General features: G+C 69.3%; 14 protein-coding genes. 10 read left to right on the plus strand and 4 right to left on the minus strand.

Translation table 11 applies throughout. From position 1 onward, the window contains the following. The first annotated feature begins 56 nt into the window (after positions 1-56). The 5 genes from RBT54_RS07635 (at position 57) to RBT54_RS07655 (ending at position 4,537) form a co-directional block, all read left to right on the plus strand. Positions 57-716 (plus strand): metalloregulator ArsR/SmtB family transcription factor, encoded by a 660-nt coding sequence (locus RBT54_RS07635; protein ID WP_320365784.1) that lies wholly within the window; start codon positions 57-59, stop codon positions 714-716. Between the two features lie 33 nt (positions 717-749). Then, positions 750-1,190 carry a hypothetical protein gene (locus tag RBT54_RS07640; RefSeq protein ID WP_320365786.1) on the plus strand — a complete coding sequence of 147 codons (441 nt, stop codon included), beginning with the start codon at positions 750-752 and terminating at the stop codon, positions 1,188-1,190. Positions 1,191-1,215: 25 nt separating this feature from the next. Further along, complete coding sequence (locus RBT54_RS07645; protein WP_320365788.1) at positions 1,216-1,557, plus strand: DsrE/DsrF/TusD sulfur relay family protein; 342 nt, start codon at positions 1,216-1,218, stop codon at positions 1,555-1,557. A 23-nt stretch (positions 1,558-1,580) separates the two neighbouring features. Then, positions 1,581-2,156 (plus strand): class I SAM-dependent methyltransferase, encoded by a 576-nt coding sequence (locus RBT54_RS07650; protein WP_320365790.1) that lies wholly within the window; start codon positions 1,581-1,583, stop codon positions 2,154-2,156. Positions 2,157-2,374: 218 nt separating this feature from the next. Next, positions 2,375-4,537: an FAD-dependent oxidoreductase gene (locus RBT54_RS07655; protein ID WP_320365792.1), complete on the plus strand. Its 2,163-nt coding sequence runs from the start codon at positions 2,375-2,377 to the stop codon at positions 4,535-4,537. Between the two features lie 12 nt (positions 4,538-4,549). Here RBT54_RS07655 and RBT54_RS07660 read toward each other — a convergent pair whose 3' ends face one another. Beyond that, a complete protein-coding gene (locus RBT54_RS07660) occupies positions 4,550-5,812 on the minus strand; it encodes an MFS transporter (protein ID WP_320365794.1) in 1,263 nt (420 codons plus the stop codon). A gap of 209 nt (positions 5,813-6,021) precedes the next feature. Here RBT54_RS07660 and RBT54_RS07665 point away from each other — a divergent pair, with 209 nt between their 5' ends. From RBT54_RS07665 to RBT54_RS07680, 4 genes are all read left to right on the plus strand, one after another. Further along, complete coding sequence (locus RBT54_RS07665; RefSeq protein WP_320365796.1) at positions 6,022-6,855, plus strand: SAM-dependent methyltransferase; 834 nt, start codon at positions 6,022-6,024, stop codon at positions 6,853-6,855. Positions 6,856-6,997: 142 nt separating this feature from the next. Next, entirely contained in the window at positions 6,998-7,303 is a 306-nt protein-coding gene (locus RBT54_RS07670) for a monooxygenase (RefSeq protein WP_320365798.1), read from the plus strand. Between the two features lie 22 nt (positions 7,304-7,325). Then, positions 7,326-8,303 carry an ankyrin repeat domain-containing protein gene (locus RBT54_RS07675; RefSeq protein WP_320365801.1) on the plus strand — a complete coding sequence of 326 codons (978 nt, stop codon included), beginning with the start codon at positions 7,326-7,328 and terminating at the stop codon, positions 8,301-8,303. A 69-nt stretch (positions 8,304-8,372) separates the two neighbouring features. Further along, positions 8,373-9,551 (plus strand): multidrug effflux MFS transporter, encoded by a 1,179-nt coding sequence (locus tag RBT54_RS07680; RefSeq protein ID WP_320365803.1) that lies wholly within the window; start codon positions 8,373-8,375, stop codon positions 9,549-9,551. 32 nt (positions 9,552-9,583) lie between these two features. Here the strand turns inward: RBT54_RS07680 and RBT54_RS07685 are convergent, their stop codons facing one another. The 3 genes from RBT54_RS07685 to RBT54_RS07695 form a co-directional block, all read right to left on the minus strand. After that, positions 9,584-11,452 carry a caspase family protein gene (locus RBT54_RS07685; protein ID WP_320365805.1) on the minus strand — a complete coding sequence of 623 codons (1,869 nt, stop codon included), beginning with the start codon at positions 11,450-11,452 and terminating at the stop codon, positions 9,584-9,586. 167 nt (positions 11,453-11,619) lie between these two features. Then, positions 11,620-14,607, minus strand: coding sequence for an ATP-binding protein (locus RBT54_RS07690; protein WP_320365807.1), 2,988 nt, complete (start codon positions 14,605-14,607; stop codon positions 11,620-11,622). A gap of 77 nt (positions 14,608-14,684) precedes the next feature. Next, entirely contained in the window at positions 14,685-15,551 is an 867-nt protein-coding gene (locus RBT54_RS07695; RefSeq protein ID WP_320365808.1) for a peptidoglycan DD-metalloendopeptidase family protein, read from the minus strand. Between the two features lie 200 nt (positions 15,552-15,751). Here RBT54_RS07695 and RBT54_RS07700 point away from each other — a divergent pair, with 200 nt between their 5' ends. Continuing rightward, the gene (locus tag RBT54_RS07700) at positions 15,752-17,197 is read left to right on the plus strand and encodes an alanine/glycine:cation symporter family protein (RefSeq protein WP_320365810.1); all 1,446 of its coding nucleotides are present in this window, start codon (positions 15,752-15,754) and stop codon (positions 17,195-17,197) included. The last annotated feature ends 63 nt before the right edge of the window (positions 17,198-17,260 follow it).

Below are 17,260 nucleotides of genomic sequence, written 5' to 3' on the forward strand. Positions count from 1 at the left end.
AGTCAGGGCAGCACTCCGATCTCGACACACAATCCAATACCCGTTAGATTGTTCGCATGAACACCACACCAACCAAATCCGACCTCTACGAGCAGGTCGCGCGCATCGGCAAGGCCCTCTCCAGCCCCAAGCGCCTCGAGCTGATCGAGCTCCTCGCCCAGGGTGAAAAGCCCGTCGAGCTGCTCGCACGACAGAGCCGCATGGACATGCGGCTGACCAGCGCCCACCTCAAGGCGCTGCGCGAGGCACGCCTGGTCGAGACGCGCAGGGACGGCAAGTTCATCCACTACCGCCTCAGCGGCCCGGACGTGGCGGCGCTGTGGATGACGCTGCGCGAGGCCGCCGAGGAGCATCTGGTCGAGCTGCGCGTGGCGCTGGAGCAGTTGGCCGCGCAGCCCGATGCGCTGTCGTCCGAGAGCCGCGAGTCGCTGTTGGCCAAGGCGCGCAGCGGTGACATCGTGGTCATCGACGTACGCCCCGCCCAGGAATACGAAGCCGGCCACCTGCCCGGCGCGCGCTCCATGCCGCTGGCCGAACTGGAAAAGCGCCTTGCCGACCTGCCCGCCGACAAGGCGATCGTCGCCTATTGCCGCGGCCCCTTCTGCGTGATGTCCGACGAAGCGGTGGCGCTGCTGCGCGCACGCGGCTTCAGCGCCCACAAGATCACCGATGGCGTGACCGAATGGGCCGCCAGCGGCTTGCCGATCGAACACTGATCCACCCACAACAGCAAAACGAGGAGACCCAGGATGCGCAAACTCATCTTCGCAATCGTCGCCGGCGCCGTCGCCAGCACTGCACTGGCAGCCGACATATCGATGCCGGTCCCCGGCGCCGAGAACGCAGCCGGCCAGAAGGTGCTCACCTTCATCGCCAAGGACCCGCCGGGCCAGCGCTGCAACGGCAACCTCCAGGTCGCCGCCGAGATCGCCAACACCTACCGCATTCCCATCCAGTTGCTCCCCGCCAGCCTCGCCCCCGGCATGCCCGCCCCCGCGGTGTTCTACGGCACGCAGATGATCGTGGCCGATGGCCGGGACCACAACGGCGCAGCCAGCTACCAGCTCGTGGCCGACGTGCTGGAGATGGAAGGCGTCGCCAAGCAGGACAAGACCGGGTTGCTGCTCCAGGACAAGGTGCGCCAGGACTTCGACGCGCTGAAGGCGACGATCAAGGCCGGCGGCAAATGAACCCGGCACCCGCAGGAGACCACGCATGAACACCTTGTTCATCCTCAACGATGCGCCCTATGGCAGCGAACGCAGCTACAACGGCCTGCGTCTGGCGCGCGCCTTGTCGAAGGAGCCGGAACAGCGTGTGCGCGTCTTCCTCATGGGCGACGCGGTGGCCTGTGCCAAGGCCGGGCAGAAGGTGCCTGCGGGCTACTACAACGCCGCCGACATGGTGCGCATGGCAGGCGGTGAGGTGGGCCTGTGCGGCACCTGCATGGACGCCCGCGGCCTGCGCGACGACGAAGTGGTGCAGGGCGCACGCCGGAGCACGCTCAAGGAGTTGGCCGAATGGACTGCGACGGCCGCCAAGGTCCTGGTGTTTTGAGCACCCCTGGCGAGGCTCGACCCATGAAAGCGCGCGACAGCGGCATGCCCGATGAAGCCTGGTGGGAGACCTTCTTCGATGCCGACGAAGCCCTCCGGTGCCTGCTGCCGGAGGCGGCACGCACCGGAGACCTGGTCGAGTTCGGCTGCGGTTACGGCACCTTCACGCTCGCTGCCGCGCGCCGCATCGCCGGCACGGTCAGCGCATTCGACATCGAACCGGACATGGTTGCGCGCGTGCAGGCGCGCGCACTGGGAGAGGGCCTGCGTAACATCCGTGCGCAGGTGCGGGATTTCGTGCACCACGGCAGCGGGCTCGCAGACCGCTCCCAGGCCCATGCGATGATCTACAACCTCCTGCATCTGGAGCAGCCGGTCGACTTGCTGCGCGAGACGCACCGCATTCTTGCGACCGACGCAAGCCTGTCGGTGATCCACTGGCGTAGCGACATCCCCACGCCACGTGGTCCCGCACTGTCGATTCGCCCGACGCCGGCGCAGTGCCGCCAGTGGATGCACGAAGCCGGCTTTTCAACGGTGGTCGAGGTGGCCCTCGGCCCATCGTGCCCGTATCACTTCGGACTCCTCGGCAGAGCCTGAAGCTGACCGTTCCATCGCCGCGCGCAGCGCCGGAAAGACGGCCTGGATGCGCACCGCCAGGCGCGCGCGTCGCCGCCGTCGAGTGAATGAAGCCCCTTCGCGATCAAATCCGGCCAGATCGCGCGCCTGCCGTACCCCGTGACCTCGCCACCCTGTAAGGTTCCAGCCTGGGCCGCGACGAACTCCCATCGACGCACGTCGCGCACCCACTGGACACCATGAAAAAGCTGCTCATCCTGCTCGCCGCCGCGGCCCTGGCCACGACCTTCTTTGCCCTCGACCTGCATAAGGTGCTGACCTTCGACGGCATCAAGGCGAGCATAGGCCAGTTCGCGGCCTGGCGCGACGCCTCGCCGCTGCTGGTGGCCGGCGCCTACTTCGTCCTCTACGTCATCGTCACCGCGCTGTCGCTGCCCGGCGCGGCGGTGATGACGCTCGCCGGCGGCGCGCTGTTCGGCCTCGGCTGGGGGCTGCTGATCGTGTCCTTCGCGTCCACCATCGGCGCCACCCTCGCCTTCCTCGTCTCCCGCCACCTGCTGCGCGACAGCGTGCAGGCACGCTTTGGCGAGCGCCTGAAGGCGATCAACGACGGCATCGCACGCGACGGCGCCTTCTACCTGTTCACGCTGCGCCTGGTGCCGGTGTTCCCGTTCTTCCTGATCAACCTGTTGATGGGGCTGACGCCGATTCGCGCCGCCACCTTCTACTGGGTCAGCCAGCTCGGCATGCTGCCGGGCACGCTGGTGTACGTGAATGCCGGCACCGAGCTGGCGGCGGTGAGCAGCCTGGCGGGCATCCTGTCGCCCACCCTGTTGCTGTCCTTTGCGCTGCTCGGCGTGTTCCCGCTGCTCGCGCGCAAGCTCTTGGCCTGGGTGCAGGCGCGCCGGGTGTACGCGCGCTGGCAGCGGCCGGCGCGCTTCGAGCGCAACCTGGTGGTGATCGGCGCCGGCGCGGCCGGGCTGGTCACCGCCTACATCGCCGCCGCCGTGAAGGCGAAGGTGACGCTGGTCGAAGCCCACAAGATGGGCGGCGACTGCCTCAACACCGGCTGCGTACCGAGCAAGGCGCTGATCCGCAGCGCGAAGCTCGCCCACCAGATCCGCCACGCCGGCCACTACGGCCTGGACACCGCCGAGCCGAGCTTCAGCTTCCGCACGGTGATGGCGCGCGTGCATGAGGTGATCCGCAAGATCGAGCCGCACGACAGCATCGCGCGCTACACCGGGCTGGGCGTCGAGGTCGTGCAGGGCTACGCGCGCGTCGTCGATCCGTGGACGGTGGAGGTGGCATTGAACGACGGCGGCACGCGGCGCATCACCACGCGCAGCATCGTCATTGCCGCCGGCGCCCGCCCGGCCGTGCCGCCCATGCCCGGGCTGGATGCGGTGGGCTACCTGACCAGCGACACGGTGTGGGAGGCCTTCGCCCGGCTCGATGCGCCGCCGCGCCGGCTGGTGGTGCTGGGCGGCGGACCGATCGGCTGCGAGCTGGCGCAGTGCTTTGGCCGCCTCGGATCGCAGGTCACGCAGGTCGGCCGTGCGCCGCAACTGCTGCCGCGCGAGGACGAGGACGTCGCCGCCTTCGCCCGCGCCAGCCTCGAGCACGACGGCGTGCAGGTGCTGACCGGCTTCGAGGCGCTACGCTGCGAGCGTGAGGACACACCGGCTGGCGCGCGCAAGTTCATCGTCGTCGCCCGCGCCGGCGAGGAGATGCGGATCGAGTTCGACGAGCTGCTGTGCGCGGTCGGCCGCGTGGCCCGCCTCGACGGCTACGGGCTGGAGGAGATCGGCATCCCGGTGCAGCAGACCGTGGTCACCAACGAGTACCTCGAGACCCTCTACCCCAACATCTACGCCGCGGGCGACGTCGCCGGCCCTTACCAGTTCACCCACGTGGCCGCGCATCAGGCCTGGCATGCGGCGGTGAATGCGCTGTTCGGCAACCTGAAGCGCTTCAAGGTCGATTACCGCGTGGTGCCGCACACCACCTTCATCGACCCGGAAGTGGCGCGCGTCGGCGTCAACGAGCGCGAGGCGCGCGAACGCGGCATCGCCTTCGAGCTCACGCGCTACGGGCTCGACGATCTCGACCGCGCCATCGCCGACGGCGCGGACCACGGCTTCGTCAAGGTACTGACCGTGCCCGGCAAGGACCGCATCCTGGGCGTGACCATCGTCGGCGAGCACGCCGGCGAGCTGCTGGCGGAGTTCACCCTGGCGATGAAGCACGGCCTGGGGCTGAACAAGATCCTCGGCACCATCCACACCTACCCGACGCTGTCCGAGGCCAACAAGTATGCCGCCGGCGAATGGAAGCGCGCCCATGCGCCCCAGCGCGTGCTCGGCTGGCTGGCGCGCTACCACGCCTGGCGGCGGGGATGAGGGAGGGCAGTCTCAGGTGCGCTGGTAGCGCGTCCGGCTCGCCAGCAGCAGCCCCACGACCGACGCCACGCCGGTGATCACCCAGGTCCACTGCCAGCCGCCGGCGACACCGGCCACCCAGGCCACCAGCGGCGGACCGAGGAACTGCCCGGTGGACGAGCACTGCTGCATCCAGCCCACGGTGGTCGACACGGTGTGCTCGTTCGGCGCCACATGCACCGCGAGCGCGAACAGCGTCGCCGGGATCAGGCCGCCAACCGCAGAGAAGATCACCACCGCCAGATAACGCACGACCGGCGCCTCGGCGGTGAGCGGGCTGAAGGCGACGAAGGCGGTCAGCCCCATCGCCACGAAGCCGGCATAGAGCAGATGGCGGGCGCACACCCCGCGATGCAGCAGGCGCCCGGCCGCCACGTTGCCGGTGACGTTGACCAGGCAGGCAAACGCCGTCAGCAGCCCGGCCACCTGGCCCGATAGTCCGGCCTGGGCATAGATCGACGGCAGGAAGCCGATCACCGCCAACCACTGACTGGAATACATCGAGAAGGTGATCGCCACCCGCCACGGGCCCCAACTCGTGAGCGTGTCGCGCAGCCGCGCCGACCACTGCGCACGCGCAGTCGCCGAGGCGGTGGCCGTGGTTGCCGCGGCCGCCGCCGCGCGGCGCGTGTGGTCGGACGGCACCCGCCGCAACAGCCAAACCGCCACGGCCAGGGACACCAGCGCCAGGGTCACCCACAAACCCTCCCAGCCGACGCCGGCCATGATCGCGGGGCCAGCCGCGAGCACCAACGCCGTGCCGGTCGCCATGTAGGTCCCCCACAGGCCCAGATGCAGCGCCAACCGGCTCGGCGGCACGAGCTGGCGGATCAGGCTCGGCACCGGCAGCACAACGAGCAGGAAGCCGAAGCCCTCTACCGCGCGCAGCGCCAGCAGCTCGGCCGGCTGCGTCGCCCACGCCCCGGCGAGGCTGGCGAGCGCCAGTGTGAGTTGCCCGAGCAGCATGCTGCGCCGCAGCCCGATCCCGTCCGCCGCCAGGCCGATGAACACACCGGTGAGCATGCCCGCCATCTGCACCATCGACAACAGGAAGCCGGCCTCGACCAGGCTGACGCCGAGCGCTTCGCGCAGCACGGGAATTGCAGGCGGGATCTTGCCGATGTGCAGCGCGGCCACCATGCCGGCGGCGATGACGATGAAGGCCGGCGGCACACGCCCAGCCCGTGAATGCGCTTCGGCCTCATGCGCCGACAAAATTTCTGTACTGCCCTGCATCCCGCATGTCTCCCCCGAGCCTCGTTGCACGCCGGGCACGGCGTGCAACGAGGCCGCTGATTCAAGTCGGCGAGAGAATAGCCGCGATTGCCCCACGCCGTCCCGGAGCGGGCCACTGAGCAGTCCCCCGCATCCACCCGCACAGGCTTGGTCCGCGCCGGCGTCCGGAGTACAGTCCGCGCACTTCCACGCACCCGGCACGCCGCACGATGACCGCCCAGCACCCCGAAATCCGTCCCGAACAATCCCTCGAGTTGCTCAAGCAACTGCACATCCTGACCCGCGACGGCAAGCTCAACCAGGACAGCCGGCGCAAGCTGAAGCAGGTCTATCACCTGTACCAGTTCATCGAGCCGCTGCTCACCGAGGCTCTGGCCGAACGGCCCGACGTGCAGCTCGTCGACCACGGCGCGGGCAAGTCCTACCTCGGCTTCATCCTCCACGACCTGTTCTTCAAGCAGCACGCGCCCGCGGGCCGCATCCACGGCATCGAGACCCGCGACGAGCTGGTGATGAGCTCGCGCCGGCTCGCCGACAAGCTGGGCTTTTCTGCTGGCATGCGCTTTCACAGCCTGAGCGTGGCCGACTCCATCAGCTCGGACCGCCTGCCCGAGCGCATCGACATCGTCACCGCGCTGCACGCCTGCAACACCGCCACCGACGACGCGATCCGCTTCGCGCTCAAGAAGGGCGCGCGCTCGATCGTGCTCGTGCCCTGCTGCCAGGCCGAGGTTGCCGCCGAATTGCGCAAGCACAAGCAGCAGGCGCTGAAACACCCGATCGCCGAGCTCTGGCGCCACCCGATCCACACCCGCGAGTTCGGCAGCCACGTCACCAACGTGCTGCGCTGCCTGCAGCTCGAGGCCCACGGCTACGACGTCACCGTAACCGAGCTCGTGGGCTGGGAACACTCGATGAAGAACGAGCTGATCATCGCCCGCTTCCAGCCCGACCGCCCGCGAGAGCGCGCCGGCGAACGGCTGACGGCGTTACTGCAGACGCTCGGCCTCGAGGCGCTTTCGGGGCGCTTCTTCACGGACTAGGGCACCCTGCCGGGGCACGCCGGCGCAATCCTGTGGTCCATGAGGGGTGCTCGGTTCGCGCATGGCGAACTGCTAGACTTTCGGCTTCACCCGTGCACGCGCCCTCAAAGGCGGCCGCAGCGGTTTTCTCGAGGAGTTACACATGGCTGTCCTGTTGCAGGTAGATTTTCCGTTCACCGGCCCCTGGGGCGACGAGATGGCCGCAGACATGAAGGAACTCGCGACCTCGATCGCGGACGAGCCCGGGCTGCTGTGGAAGATCTGGACCGAGAACCGCGAAGCCGGCGAGGCGGGCGGCATCTATCTGTTTGCCGATGCGTCGAGCGCCAATGCCTACGCGCAGATGCACCGCACGCGACTGCTCGGCTTCGGCATTCCGGCCGTCAACGCCAAGCTGTTCGACATCAACCTGCCGCTTTCGCTGATCGACCGCGCCCCGCTGTCCTGACCGCCTGCGTTGCGCAACGGGCATGACCAATACGCAAAAGCCGCTCGCGTTCCTGCTCTCTTCGGCGCTTGCCGACAAATACCCGCACCGCCTGGCCGCGGGCTTTCCGCATGTCATGCACAAGCTCGAGGAGTACTGGAACGACGCCGACGCCCTCACCGAGTATTTCTCCGAGCTGATGGTCTCGAAGCGCCCAGGCCGGCGCGGCTTTCCCCCCGAGGTTGGCGCCGAGATCCTGTCCCTGAGCCTGGCCTACGACCGCATCGGGGCGATCAAACCCGCTGAGCAGTCGCACAGCGCTGCCGCCAAAGGGCCGGTAGAGGATGCCTGGGGCTACGAGCGCGCGGTGGCCGAACTCGATCGGCTCGGCACCCCGCGCACGATGGCCGGTTTCGCGCGTGCGGTGGAGGCAGGCGACGAACATGTCTGCCGCCTGTTCCTGCATGCCGGCTTCGACGTCAATGCACGCGATGCGCGCGAATGGACGCCGCTGATGATGGCGTCCTTCAATGGCCGTGAAACGCTCGCCATCGAGCTCGTCAGGCTCGGGGCCAGCGTGCACGCGCAGGATGCCGATGGCTATACGCCGCTGCACTGGGCCTCCTTCAACGGTTACGTCAACGTGGTGCAACTGCTGCTGCGCAAGGGCGCGGATGTTGACGCCGTCAGTCGGGCGAACATCACGGCGCTGCTGCAAGCGGCCGCGCGTGGCCACGCCGCCGTCGCCAACCTGCTCCTGCACAACCATGCCAAGGTCAATATCGCTGCAACGGACGGCTCGACTGCGCTGCTCAAGGCGGTCGCCAACGGCCACTGGCAGATCATCAACATGCTGCTCGACGCGGGCGCGTCGACGCGGGTCACGATGCACAACGGCACCACGCTGGCGGCGATCGCGGCCAACGCCCGTGATCCACGCATCCGTGAGCGCATCGCGATTGCCATTCGCATGGAGCGCCTCGGCCATTCGCCCCTGCCGGGCAAGGACCCGATGCCTTGAACCACTGCCGCCGCGAACGATGCACTTGCGCCTGACGAAGCTCGACGCCCATCCCGGCAGGGGCGCCTCATGCCGGTAATCCCGAGCGCCCTGCTCGCCGTACTGGTGGTGGCGCTGACCTCGCTCGGTCCGTTATCGACCGACTTCTACCTGCCCGCCCTGCCCGCGATCGCAAGCGCGCTGAACACGGACAGCGTAGGCGTACAGCTCACGCTGTCGGTGTACCTGCTCGGCTTCGGCGCCGGGCAGTTGCTCGTGGGCCCGCTCTCGGACCGCTTCGGGCGGCGGCCGGTGATGCTGTGGGGCATGCTCGTCTTCCTGCTGTCGACGGTGGTGTGCGCGCTTGCCGACTCCATCACCACGCTGGTGGCCGCGCGCCTGGCGCAGGCGTTTGGCGCCTGCGCGGGCCCGGTGCTCGGGCGGGCGGTGGTGCGCGACATTTACGGGCCGGCGGAGTCGGCGCGCATGCTGTCACACGTTTCCACCGCGACCGCGCTCGCCCCCTTGCTCGCGCCGCTGTTCGGCGGCTGGCTGACCGCCCTCTGGGGCTGGCGTGCCACCTTTGTCGCGCTCACGGTGTACGCAGTCATTCTGATGTTCGCCGTCTGGCTGCTGCTCAAGGAAACCAACCGCCACCCGGACGCACACGCGATGCATCCGGCGCGGATGTGGGCGAACTACCGCACCCTGCTCGCCGACCCGGTGTACCGCAGCGCGCTCCTGATCGGCTGTGGCGCATTTGCCGCGCTGTTCGCGTTCATCTCGGGTTCGCCCTTCGTGTTCATCGAACATTTCGGCATGTCGCCACAACAGATGGGACTGGCCTTCGGGCTCAATGTCACCGGCTTCATGCTCGGCACCACGCTGTCGGCCCGGATGTCGCGCCGCCTCGGGTCAACGCGCCTGATCGGCCACGGCGTGTGGCTCGGCGCGACCTGCGGCGTCGTGCTCGCCGCGCTGGCGCTGGTGGGCCCGCATCATGCGGCGGCGGTGATGCTGCCGATGTGGGGCGTCGCCGCCGCGATCGGCCTGATCCTGCCCAACGCCACCGCGCTGGGCCTGGCCGGCTACCCGAAGATGGCCGGCGCCGCGGCCTCGCTGATGGGCTTCGTGCAGATGGGCCTGGGCGCCGGTGCGGGCATGCTGGTCGGCCACGGCGTGCAGAGCGGCACGTCGACGCTTGGTCTCACCGTGGCGGCGGGCATGCTGTTCAGCCTCGCGGTGTGGCAGTTCGGCGCTCGCCGCTGAAATGCACGCGGCCGCCAGCGCGGCGACAGCGCTCAGATGCTGAACGGCAGCTCGGCGGCCAGGGTCTCCGGGCTGCGGCCGATCAGGGTCAGGCGCGGGGTCTGGTTGGGCGGCATGTTGGCGACGATGCGGCTGGCGAGCGTCGTCCAGTCGCCGTCGAAACGTCCCTCGTCCCACACCCGCAGCAGTTCCTGGGTGAAGCGGCCGTTGCCGACACCGTCCTGCGATTCCTGGTTGTCCTGGCAGCCGGCGACCAGCAGCACCGGGCAGCGCAGCGGCATGTCGAGCTCGCGGGTGAGCACGCGCTCGTCCGGGCCGCGGTGCTGACGGCCGAGCGCGGTGTAGAAGTCGCGATGGTTGCGGAAGGTTTTCATCGCCAGCGCCAGCGGCAGCAGGCGGGTGCGCACCAGCGGCGCCCCGTCGACCGCGGCGGGCTGCACGGTACGCGCGGCGCGCGACACGGTGCCGCTGTGGCAACTGTCCGAGATCATCACGATGCGCACGTCGTCGGCGAACTTCGACCACAGCTCGTAGATCTCGTCGTCGATCAGCATGCCGTCGTAAAGGCACAGGGTCTCGTCAGCGCCGTCGTCCTCATCGGAATTGAAGTCCGGCACCTGGCTGCCGTGGCCGGCGTAGGTGAACATGAACACGTCGCCGGCCTTGAGCTTGGCCGCGGCATCGGCGATGGCGCTCTTGACCGCATCGCGCGTGGCCTGCTCGTCGAGCAGCACGGTGCGCTTCTCGAAGCCGCGCTCGGCGGCGATGCGCTCCATGTCCTCGGCGTCGAAATGGCAGCCGAAGAGATCGGCATCGCCGCCGTAGTGGCCGGCGTCGATCTTGTTGAGGCCGACGTGCACCGACCAGCCGCGGCGCGCGGGCGCAGCGGGCTTCGCGGCCGCCTTGGCTGCCGCCTTCTTGCCCGTGCCGCGCGTGCGCGGGGCCGGCGCACGGCCGGCCACGGCCTGGATCGCCGCCTCGAAGCGCTCGGCGACGCGCGCGTAGCCGGGGTTCTTCGGATGCAGCTCGTCGTGCCAGACGTTGAGCGTGTTGCCCACCGCGCCGCGCGCATCGACATGGATCACGCGCGCGCCGAAGCGGGCGACGAGCTGGCCCAGGCGTTCGTTGAAGCGGTCGATCATGTGCGCGGCGATGGCGCGCTGCACCGCGCCGTCCTTGATGCCGCGCGAGATCATCGGCTTGCCCAGCCACTTGCCGGCGTTGGGGATCACGTAGTCGTAGCCGTGGCAGATCGTCACCACGCCGGGCAGCGCCTCTACGTCACGCAGCACGCGCTCGTACATCGCCAGCGCGTGGTCGAGCAACTGCTCGAAGCTCGGCAACACGTGCGCCACCGGCGACAGCGCGGGGTCGAAGTCGCGCAGGTGGGCGCGCAGGTTGCCGCCGCCGAGCGCGTCGTTGCCGCCCGCAGAGAGCAGGAAGATCGAGGCCTTGGCCTCGCCGATCGCGTCGACATACTCGCGATCCTTGAGCATGTTCTCGAGCGTGTCGCCGGCGGCGTCCAGGCTGCGCACCGCGAGGCCCTTCGCGTACAGGTGGTCGATCGTGTCCTCGAGCTTGATCGGGTACTGGAACCACGAGTCGCCCTCGGATACCAGCACCGGCCCCTTGTAGCCGTCGGCCAGCATGCGGTCGAAGCGCACGCGCCGGCGCATGCGCGCGATGCCGTTGGCGAAGTTCATCGCCGCCTCGCTGCGCGCGCGCCGCTCGGCGGGGTCGGCGGGCAGCTCGACCGTGGCTGGGTTGAGCTCCAGCTTGGGGTGGAACAGCCCGGAGTGATCGTCGTCGGTGATGAAGTACATCGCCAGCTCGCTCTCGGGGATGGAGAGGTCGGCGAGCTTGCGGTTGAGCTCGGCAGGGGTGATGCGTGCGTCGGTCATTGCAGTCTCCTGATGCGGTTCTGCTGCGGCGGGACACACACCTGCGCTGCGGTGGCCGGCAGCGGCCGTCGCGTCTCGGGCGCATCGTGTTTGAATTCAGCATAGGCAGGGCCCTGCACCCTGTCCACGTGGCGCTGCATGGCCCCTGCGCCTGACCCCGCGTGGTGTCAGGACAGCGCGCGCGCCGCCTCGACGATCGCAGTGATGCGCGCCTCGACCGCGTCGAGGCCGGCGCTGACACCCGGCTCGCCCTGCTCGATCGCCTTCTCCAGCGCGCCGGCGGCGTCCATCAGCTCGAGCGCGCAGATGAAGCCCGCGTTGCTGCGCAGGGTGTGCATGCGGCGGGCGGCCGCGTCGGTGTCGCCACGGGCGAGATCGACGCGCGTCTGCGCCACCACGCCGGCGTTGTCCTCGATGAACATCTCGAGCAGGCCGAGGAACATCCCGCGGTCCTTTCCGAGGCGCTGCAGCGCACGCTCGCGGTCGATGCCGGGCAGCGCAGGGAAGTCATCATCGGCCGGCGCGGCGGCCGAGGCGGTTGCGGACCGCGCCGGGGCCGCCGTCGCCGCCTCGGCCGCGGGCAGGCGCGGCCCGATCCAGCGCATCAGCAAGTGGGTCATCTGCTCCAGGTCCATCGGCTTGGGCAGCACGTCGTCGGCACCTGCCGCGCGCGCCGCCGCCTGCTGGTCATCGCGCACGCCGGCGGTGAAGGCGATCACCGGCAGCGCGGTGAGGCCGAGCTCGGCGCGGATTCGGCGGGTGGCGGCGAGGCCGTCGAGCACAGGCATCTGCACGTCCATCAGCACCGCATCGAAGGCCTGCGCCCCGCTCTTGAGTACTTCGAGCGCCTGCTGCCCATCGGCCGCCAGCGTCGCCGTGGCACCCTCGAGCGCCAGTGCACGCTCGACCAGGTCGCGGTTCATCGCGCTGTCGTCGACCACCAGCACATGCACGCCCGCCAGCCGCAGCCCTGCCGCAACGGCAGCCGGCGCGAGCGCGGGGGCTGCCGCCGCGTCGGCGGCGGCCACGCGCTCGAGCGGCAGCTCGAACCAGAAGCAGCTCCCCAGCCCCGGCTGGCTGTCGGCGCCGATCGTGCCGCCCATCAGCTCGACCAGACGCTTGCAGATCGACAGGCCCAGCCCGGTGCCGCCGAAGCGACGGCCGATACCGGCGTCGGCCTGGGTGAAGGGGGTGAACAGGCGCGCCAGGGCATCGGCGGCAATGCCGATGCCGGTGTCGCGGACCTCGACGCGCAGGCGCAGTGCCGCATCGGTGATCTCGTCGGCGCGCACGCGCACCGCCACCTCACCGCGCTCGGTGAACTTGATCGCGTTGCCGACGAGGTTGAACAGCACCTGCTCGACGCGCAGCCCGTCGCCCAGCAACAGCCCTGACGGCAGCGCCGGCGGTTCGATGCGCAGCGTCAGGCCCTTGCCGTGCGCAGCCTGCCCCATCAGGCTGTCCACATTGGCGAGCAGCGCCGCGAGATCGAAGGGTCGCGGCTCGATGCGCAACTGCCCGGCCTCGATCTTCGACAGGTCGAGCACGTCGTTGAGGATGGCGAGCAGCGACTGGCCCGCATTGCGGATGCGCCCCACCATGTCGCGCTGGTTGGGGGCGAGCGCCTCGCGCTCGAGCACCTGGGCGAGGCCGAGCACGGCGTTCATCGGCGTGCGGATCTCGTGGCTCATGTGGGCGAGGAACTCGCTCTTGGCGGCATTGGCCGCGGCCGCTTCCGCCGAGGCCTGGCGCAGGCGCTCCTCCATTTCCATGCGCGCCGAGATGTCCTCGACGATGCCGAGGTAGCGCGGCGCATCCTCGGAAGCCACCCGCACCGGGGCAAAGGCAAGACTGACCCACACCGGCGTACCGTCCGGGCGCAGGTAACGCTTGTTGAGGCGGTAGCCGTCGATGCGGCCGGCGTTGAGGCGGGCGAGCTGCTTGATGCTCTCGTGCACGTCGTCGGGGTGGGTGAGCCGCATCGGATCGGCGCCGACCAGGGTGTCGGCCGGGCGCCCGACGATGTCGCCGAAGCGGGCATTGGCCTCGGTGATCAGGCCGCTCTCCGGATCGAGCAGCACCACGCCGAGCGGCGCCTGCTCGAAGATCACCCGGAAGCGCGCCTCGGCCGCCTGTTGCGCCTGCAGCGCGTTCAACTCCTGCTGCTCGCGGTCGCGGCGCCACATCAGGTAGCCGGCCGAGTAGACGAGCAGCAAGCCCAGGCCCATCACCACCCCCATGCCCCAGGTCAGCGTACGGATGCCGGTATAGGCCTCGCGCTCATCGATCTCGGCGAGCATCAGCCAGGGCGTGCCCGCCACCGCGGCCGCGTAGGCCAGCACCTGCACGCCGCGGTAATCGCGCCCGCCAGCGAGGATGCCGCGCTCGCCGAGTACGGCGCGTGCGGCGGGCAGGTCGGGCGTTTCGAGCGGACGGATCACGCTGAGCGCAGCGGCTTGCTCGTGGCGCAGCGGGGTCAGGAAGCGCACGCCTTGCTGGTCGCGGCGCACGAGGTAGGTCTCGGCGCTGCGGGTGGGGACCGGCCAGGCCTCGACCATCGGATACAGCTCCGCCTCGGCCTGCCAGGTCAGGTAGGCCACGCCCCGCACCGGCGAGCCCACCGGCGCCAGCACGCCGTAGTGCACGCGCCCCTGTGCATCAGCATGCAGATCGACCAGCTCCACGCGCGGGCTGCGCAGCACATCGGCAATCAGCTCAGAATGCGCGGAAAGGTCGGGTGCGCCCAGCGTCAGTGCGGGCGCACCGCTCATGTCCACCAGGGCCAGGCCCTGCCAGCCGCGCAGGCGGGCGAGTTCCTCGACCAGTGCGCGCATGCGCGCAAATGCGGCGCGGTCCTGACGACCGCCGTCAATCCAGTGTTCAAACACGGCTTCAAGCTGGGAGTGGCCGGAGAAATACATCTCCGCATCCACCCGCGCCTCACCCAGCCAGCCCTCGATCTGCTGGCGCTTCTGTTCGGCGATCACCGCCAGCGTGCGATGGGTCTCGCGCCGGATCTCCTCGCTCAGCGAGCGGTAACCGAACGCGCTGACCGCAGCGATCAACAGCGTGAGCGCGAGCAACGGAAACGCGAAGCGCCACAGCGCGCGGCGCGCGGCGGGCGAAGCAAGGAAACGGGTCGGGGCAGGATTCATGAGCGTACGACTGCGCACTGGCCAGGCAATGCGCACAAGATATTCGATCCGGTACGGCGGGCGTGGCGCACTCCGGCTCAGCCTCCGCGATCGGCAAGGAAAAGCGCCGGATCCACCATGCTCCGGTTGAGCATCACCGACCAGTGCAGGTGCGGGCCGGTGACGCGCCCGGTGGCCCCGACCGCACCAATGCGCGTGCCCGTGGCGACGACCTCGCCCACCTTCACGTCGATGCGGCTGAGGTGGCAATACATGCTCAGCAATCCATTGCCGTGGTCCAGCCACACGGTGTGGCCGTTGAAGAAGTAGTCGCCGGTGTCGATCACGCGTCCCGCCGCCGGCGCCACCACCGGCGTACCGGTGGGCGCGGCGATGTCCATGCCGCTGTGCGGTTTCCGGGGCTGATCGTTGAACACGCGACGCAGCCCGAAGGAGCCGGAACGCCGTCCGGGCACCGGCGGCTGCATTCGCAGGGTTTCGGGTGCGACGGCGCTCCAGGTCGCGATCACCTCCGCGCTGCGCACGCGCTCGCGCTCGTGGCGGGCGAGATCCTGCGCCGACAGATCGACCTTGCCCGGCGCCACCTTCAGGCGCTGTTCGGCGTAGCGCACCGGCGTGACCGCAAAACGTACGCGCTCCAGGGGCGCCCCTTCGCGCCGCACCTCAAGCTGCCGCTCACCCGGCTCAGCCTCGAGCGGGATGCCGACCACCGCCGTCCACCCACCCGGCCGCCCGCTCACCAGCACCGGTACGCCCTCGACGCTCGCCTGCGGCGCCACCAGCGCCGGCCCCAGATCGACCAGCGCCACGCCACCGGGCACGCTGCGCGCCCGCGGCAGTTCGAGTGCGTCGGCATGCGGCGCACACAGCAATGCGCCGAGAACGAGCGCCGTCGCCGCGACGCAACGGGGCAGGCCCCCGACATTGAAGAATGAAGGCTTCACGACTCGATTCCTGGATCCGGGCAGCGCGGAACATGCGCGACCAGGCCCAATGATACCGGCTAAGGGTATCCGTTCGCCCCGCGGCGAGGACTCCAGCACCCGTGGGAGCGGGCTGCGCTAGAATCCGCAACGATTTTTTCCCATTGCCCGCGATCCGGGCACAACCACACAACGCCGCCACGAGCGGCAGGAGTACGCTGATGGAAGCCTTCGCCAACGAAGTCGTCGACCTCCTCAATGGCCTCATCTGGGGCAGGATCCTGATCTGGCTGCTGGTCGGTTGCGGCATCTGGTTCACGTTGCGCCTGGGCTTCATTCAGCTGCGCCATCTCGGCCACACCTTCACCGTGCTGCGCGGCAGCCGTCAGTCCGACGCGTCGGGCATCTCGTCCTTCCAGGCGCTGTGCACCTCGCTCGCCGCGCGCGTGGGCACCGGCAACATCGCCGGCGTGGCGGTGGCGATCACGCTCGGCGGGCCGGGCGCGATCTTCTGGATGTGGGTGATCGCGCTCGTCGGCATGGCCACCGGCTTCGTCGAGGCCACGCTGGCGCAGCTCTTCAAGCAGCGCGACGACAAGGGCCAGTTCCGCGGCGGCCCGGCCTACTACATGGAGAAGGGACTCGGCCAGCGTTGGGCGGGCACGATGTTCTCGATCTTCCTGATCATCGCCTTCGGCTTCGCGTTCAACTCGGTGCAGTCGAACACCATCAGCGCAGCCATGGTCGGCGCCTTCGGGCTCGACATGGGCACGATGAACCTGGCCGGCAACGAGGTCGGCGTCGCGGCGCTGCTGATCGGCGTGGTGGTCACCTTGTTCACCGCGTTGATCATCTTCGGTGGCCTGCGCTCGATCGCGCGTTTCTCCGAGATCGCCGTGCCCTTCATGGCGGTGGCCTACCTGCTGGTGGCGATCGGCATCATCATCGCCAACATCTCCGAAGTACCCGCGGTGCTGGCGCTGATCTTCAAGAGCGCCTTCGGCCTGCACGAGGCCGCCGCCGGCGGCATCGGCGCGGCCATCCTCAACGGCTTCAAGCGCGGCCTGTTCTCCAACGAGGCAGGCATGGGCTCGGCGCCCAACGCCGCCGCCGCGGCCACGCCCTACCCGCCGCACCCGGCCTCGCAGGGCTACGTGCAGATGGCCGGCGTGTTCATCGACACCATGCTGATCTGCACCGCCTCGGCGGCGATCATCCTGCTTGCCGGCCCGGTCGAAGGCACGGGCATCGGCCTGGTGCAGAACGCGCTGACCAGCGAAGTGGGCGGCTGGGGCAGATACTTCCTCGCCATCGTGGTGCTGTTCTTCGCCTTCACCTCGATCGTGGCCAACTACTTCTACGCCGAGAACTGCCTGGTCTTCATCGAGCACAACCACCCCGCCGGCCTGCTCACCTTCCGCCTGATGGTGCTGGCGATGGTGCTGTTCGGCGCGGTGGGCTCGCTGCCCTTCGTATGGAATCTTGCCGACGTGGCGATGGGACTGATGGCGATCACCAACCTGATCGCGATCCTGCTGCTGTCGGGCCTGGCGGTGAAGCTGGCGCGCGACTACGACGCCCAGCGCACCGCCGGCAAGCTGCCGAAGTTCGACGCCAGCCAGTATCCGGAGATCCGCAGCAAGCTCGAGCCGGGGATCTGGGACTGACCATCGCCCGGGGACGAACCCTGAAGCGGGAAATCCCCGGACTGGCTAGACTGCTGCTTATCG

This window comes from Thauera sp., from assembly GCF_034003485.1.
Lineage (GTDB): Bacteria > Pseudomonadota > Gammaproteobacteria > Burkholderiales > Rhodocyclaceae > Thauera.

What these genes read in the sequence shown, in the direction of transcription:
- RBT54_RS07685 (WP_320365805.1), bottom strand. Translation starts at nt 11,452, where the DNA reads ATGACCGACGCACGCATCACCCCTGCCGAGCTCAACCGCAAGCTCGCC.
- RBT54_RS07675 (WP_320365801.1), top strand. Translation starts at nt 7,326, where the DNA reads ATGACCAATACGCAAAAGCCGCTCGCGTTCCTGCTCTCTTCGGCGCTT.
- RBT54_RS07655 (WP_320365792.1), top strand. Translation starts at nt 2,375, where the DNA reads ATGAAAAAGCTGCTCATCCTGCTCGCCGCCGCGGCCCTGGCCACGACC.
- RBT54_RS07650 (WP_320365790.1), top strand. Translation starts at nt 1,581, where the DNA reads ATGAAAGCGCGCGACAGCGGCATGCCCGATGAAGCCTGGTGGGAGACC.
- RBT54_RS07680 (WP_320365803.1), top strand. Translation starts at nt 8,373, where the DNA reads ATGCCGGTAATCCCGAGCGCCCTGCTCGCCGTACTGGTGGTGGCGCTG.
- RBT54_RS07645 (WP_320365788.1), top strand. Translation starts at nt 1,216, where the DNA reads ATGAACACCTTGTTCATCCTCAACGATGCGCCCTATGGCAGCGAACGC.
- RBT54_RS07665 (WP_320365796.1), top strand. Translation starts at nt 6,022, where the DNA reads ATGACCGCCCAGCACCCCGAAATCCGTCCCGAACAATCCCTCGAGTTG.
- RBT54_RS07635 (WP_320365784.1), top strand. Translation starts at nt 57, where the DNA reads ATGAACACCACACCAACCAAATCCGACCTCTACGAGCAGGTCGCGCGC.
- RBT54_RS07690 (WP_320365807.1), bottom strand. Translation starts at nt 14,607, where the DNA reads ATGAATCCTGCCCCGACCCGTTTCCTTGCTTCGCCCGCCGCGCGCCGC.
- RBT54_RS07670 (WP_320365798.1), top strand. Translation starts at nt 6,998, where the DNA reads ATGGCTGTCCTGTTGCAGGTAGATTTTCCGTTCACCGGCCCCTGGGGC.
- RBT54_RS07640 (WP_320365786.1), top strand. Translation starts at nt 750, where the DNA reads ATGCGCAAACTCATCTTCGCAATCGTCGCCGGCGCCGTCGCCAGCACT.
- RBT54_RS07660 (WP_320365794.1), bottom strand. Translation starts at nt 5,812, where the DNA reads ATGCAGGGCAGTACAGAAATTTTGTCGGCGCATGAGGCCGAAGCGCAT.
- RBT54_RS07700 (WP_320365810.1), top strand. Translation starts at nt 15,752, where the DNA reads ATGGAAGCCTTCGCCAACGAAGTCGTCGACCTCCTCAATGGCCTCATC.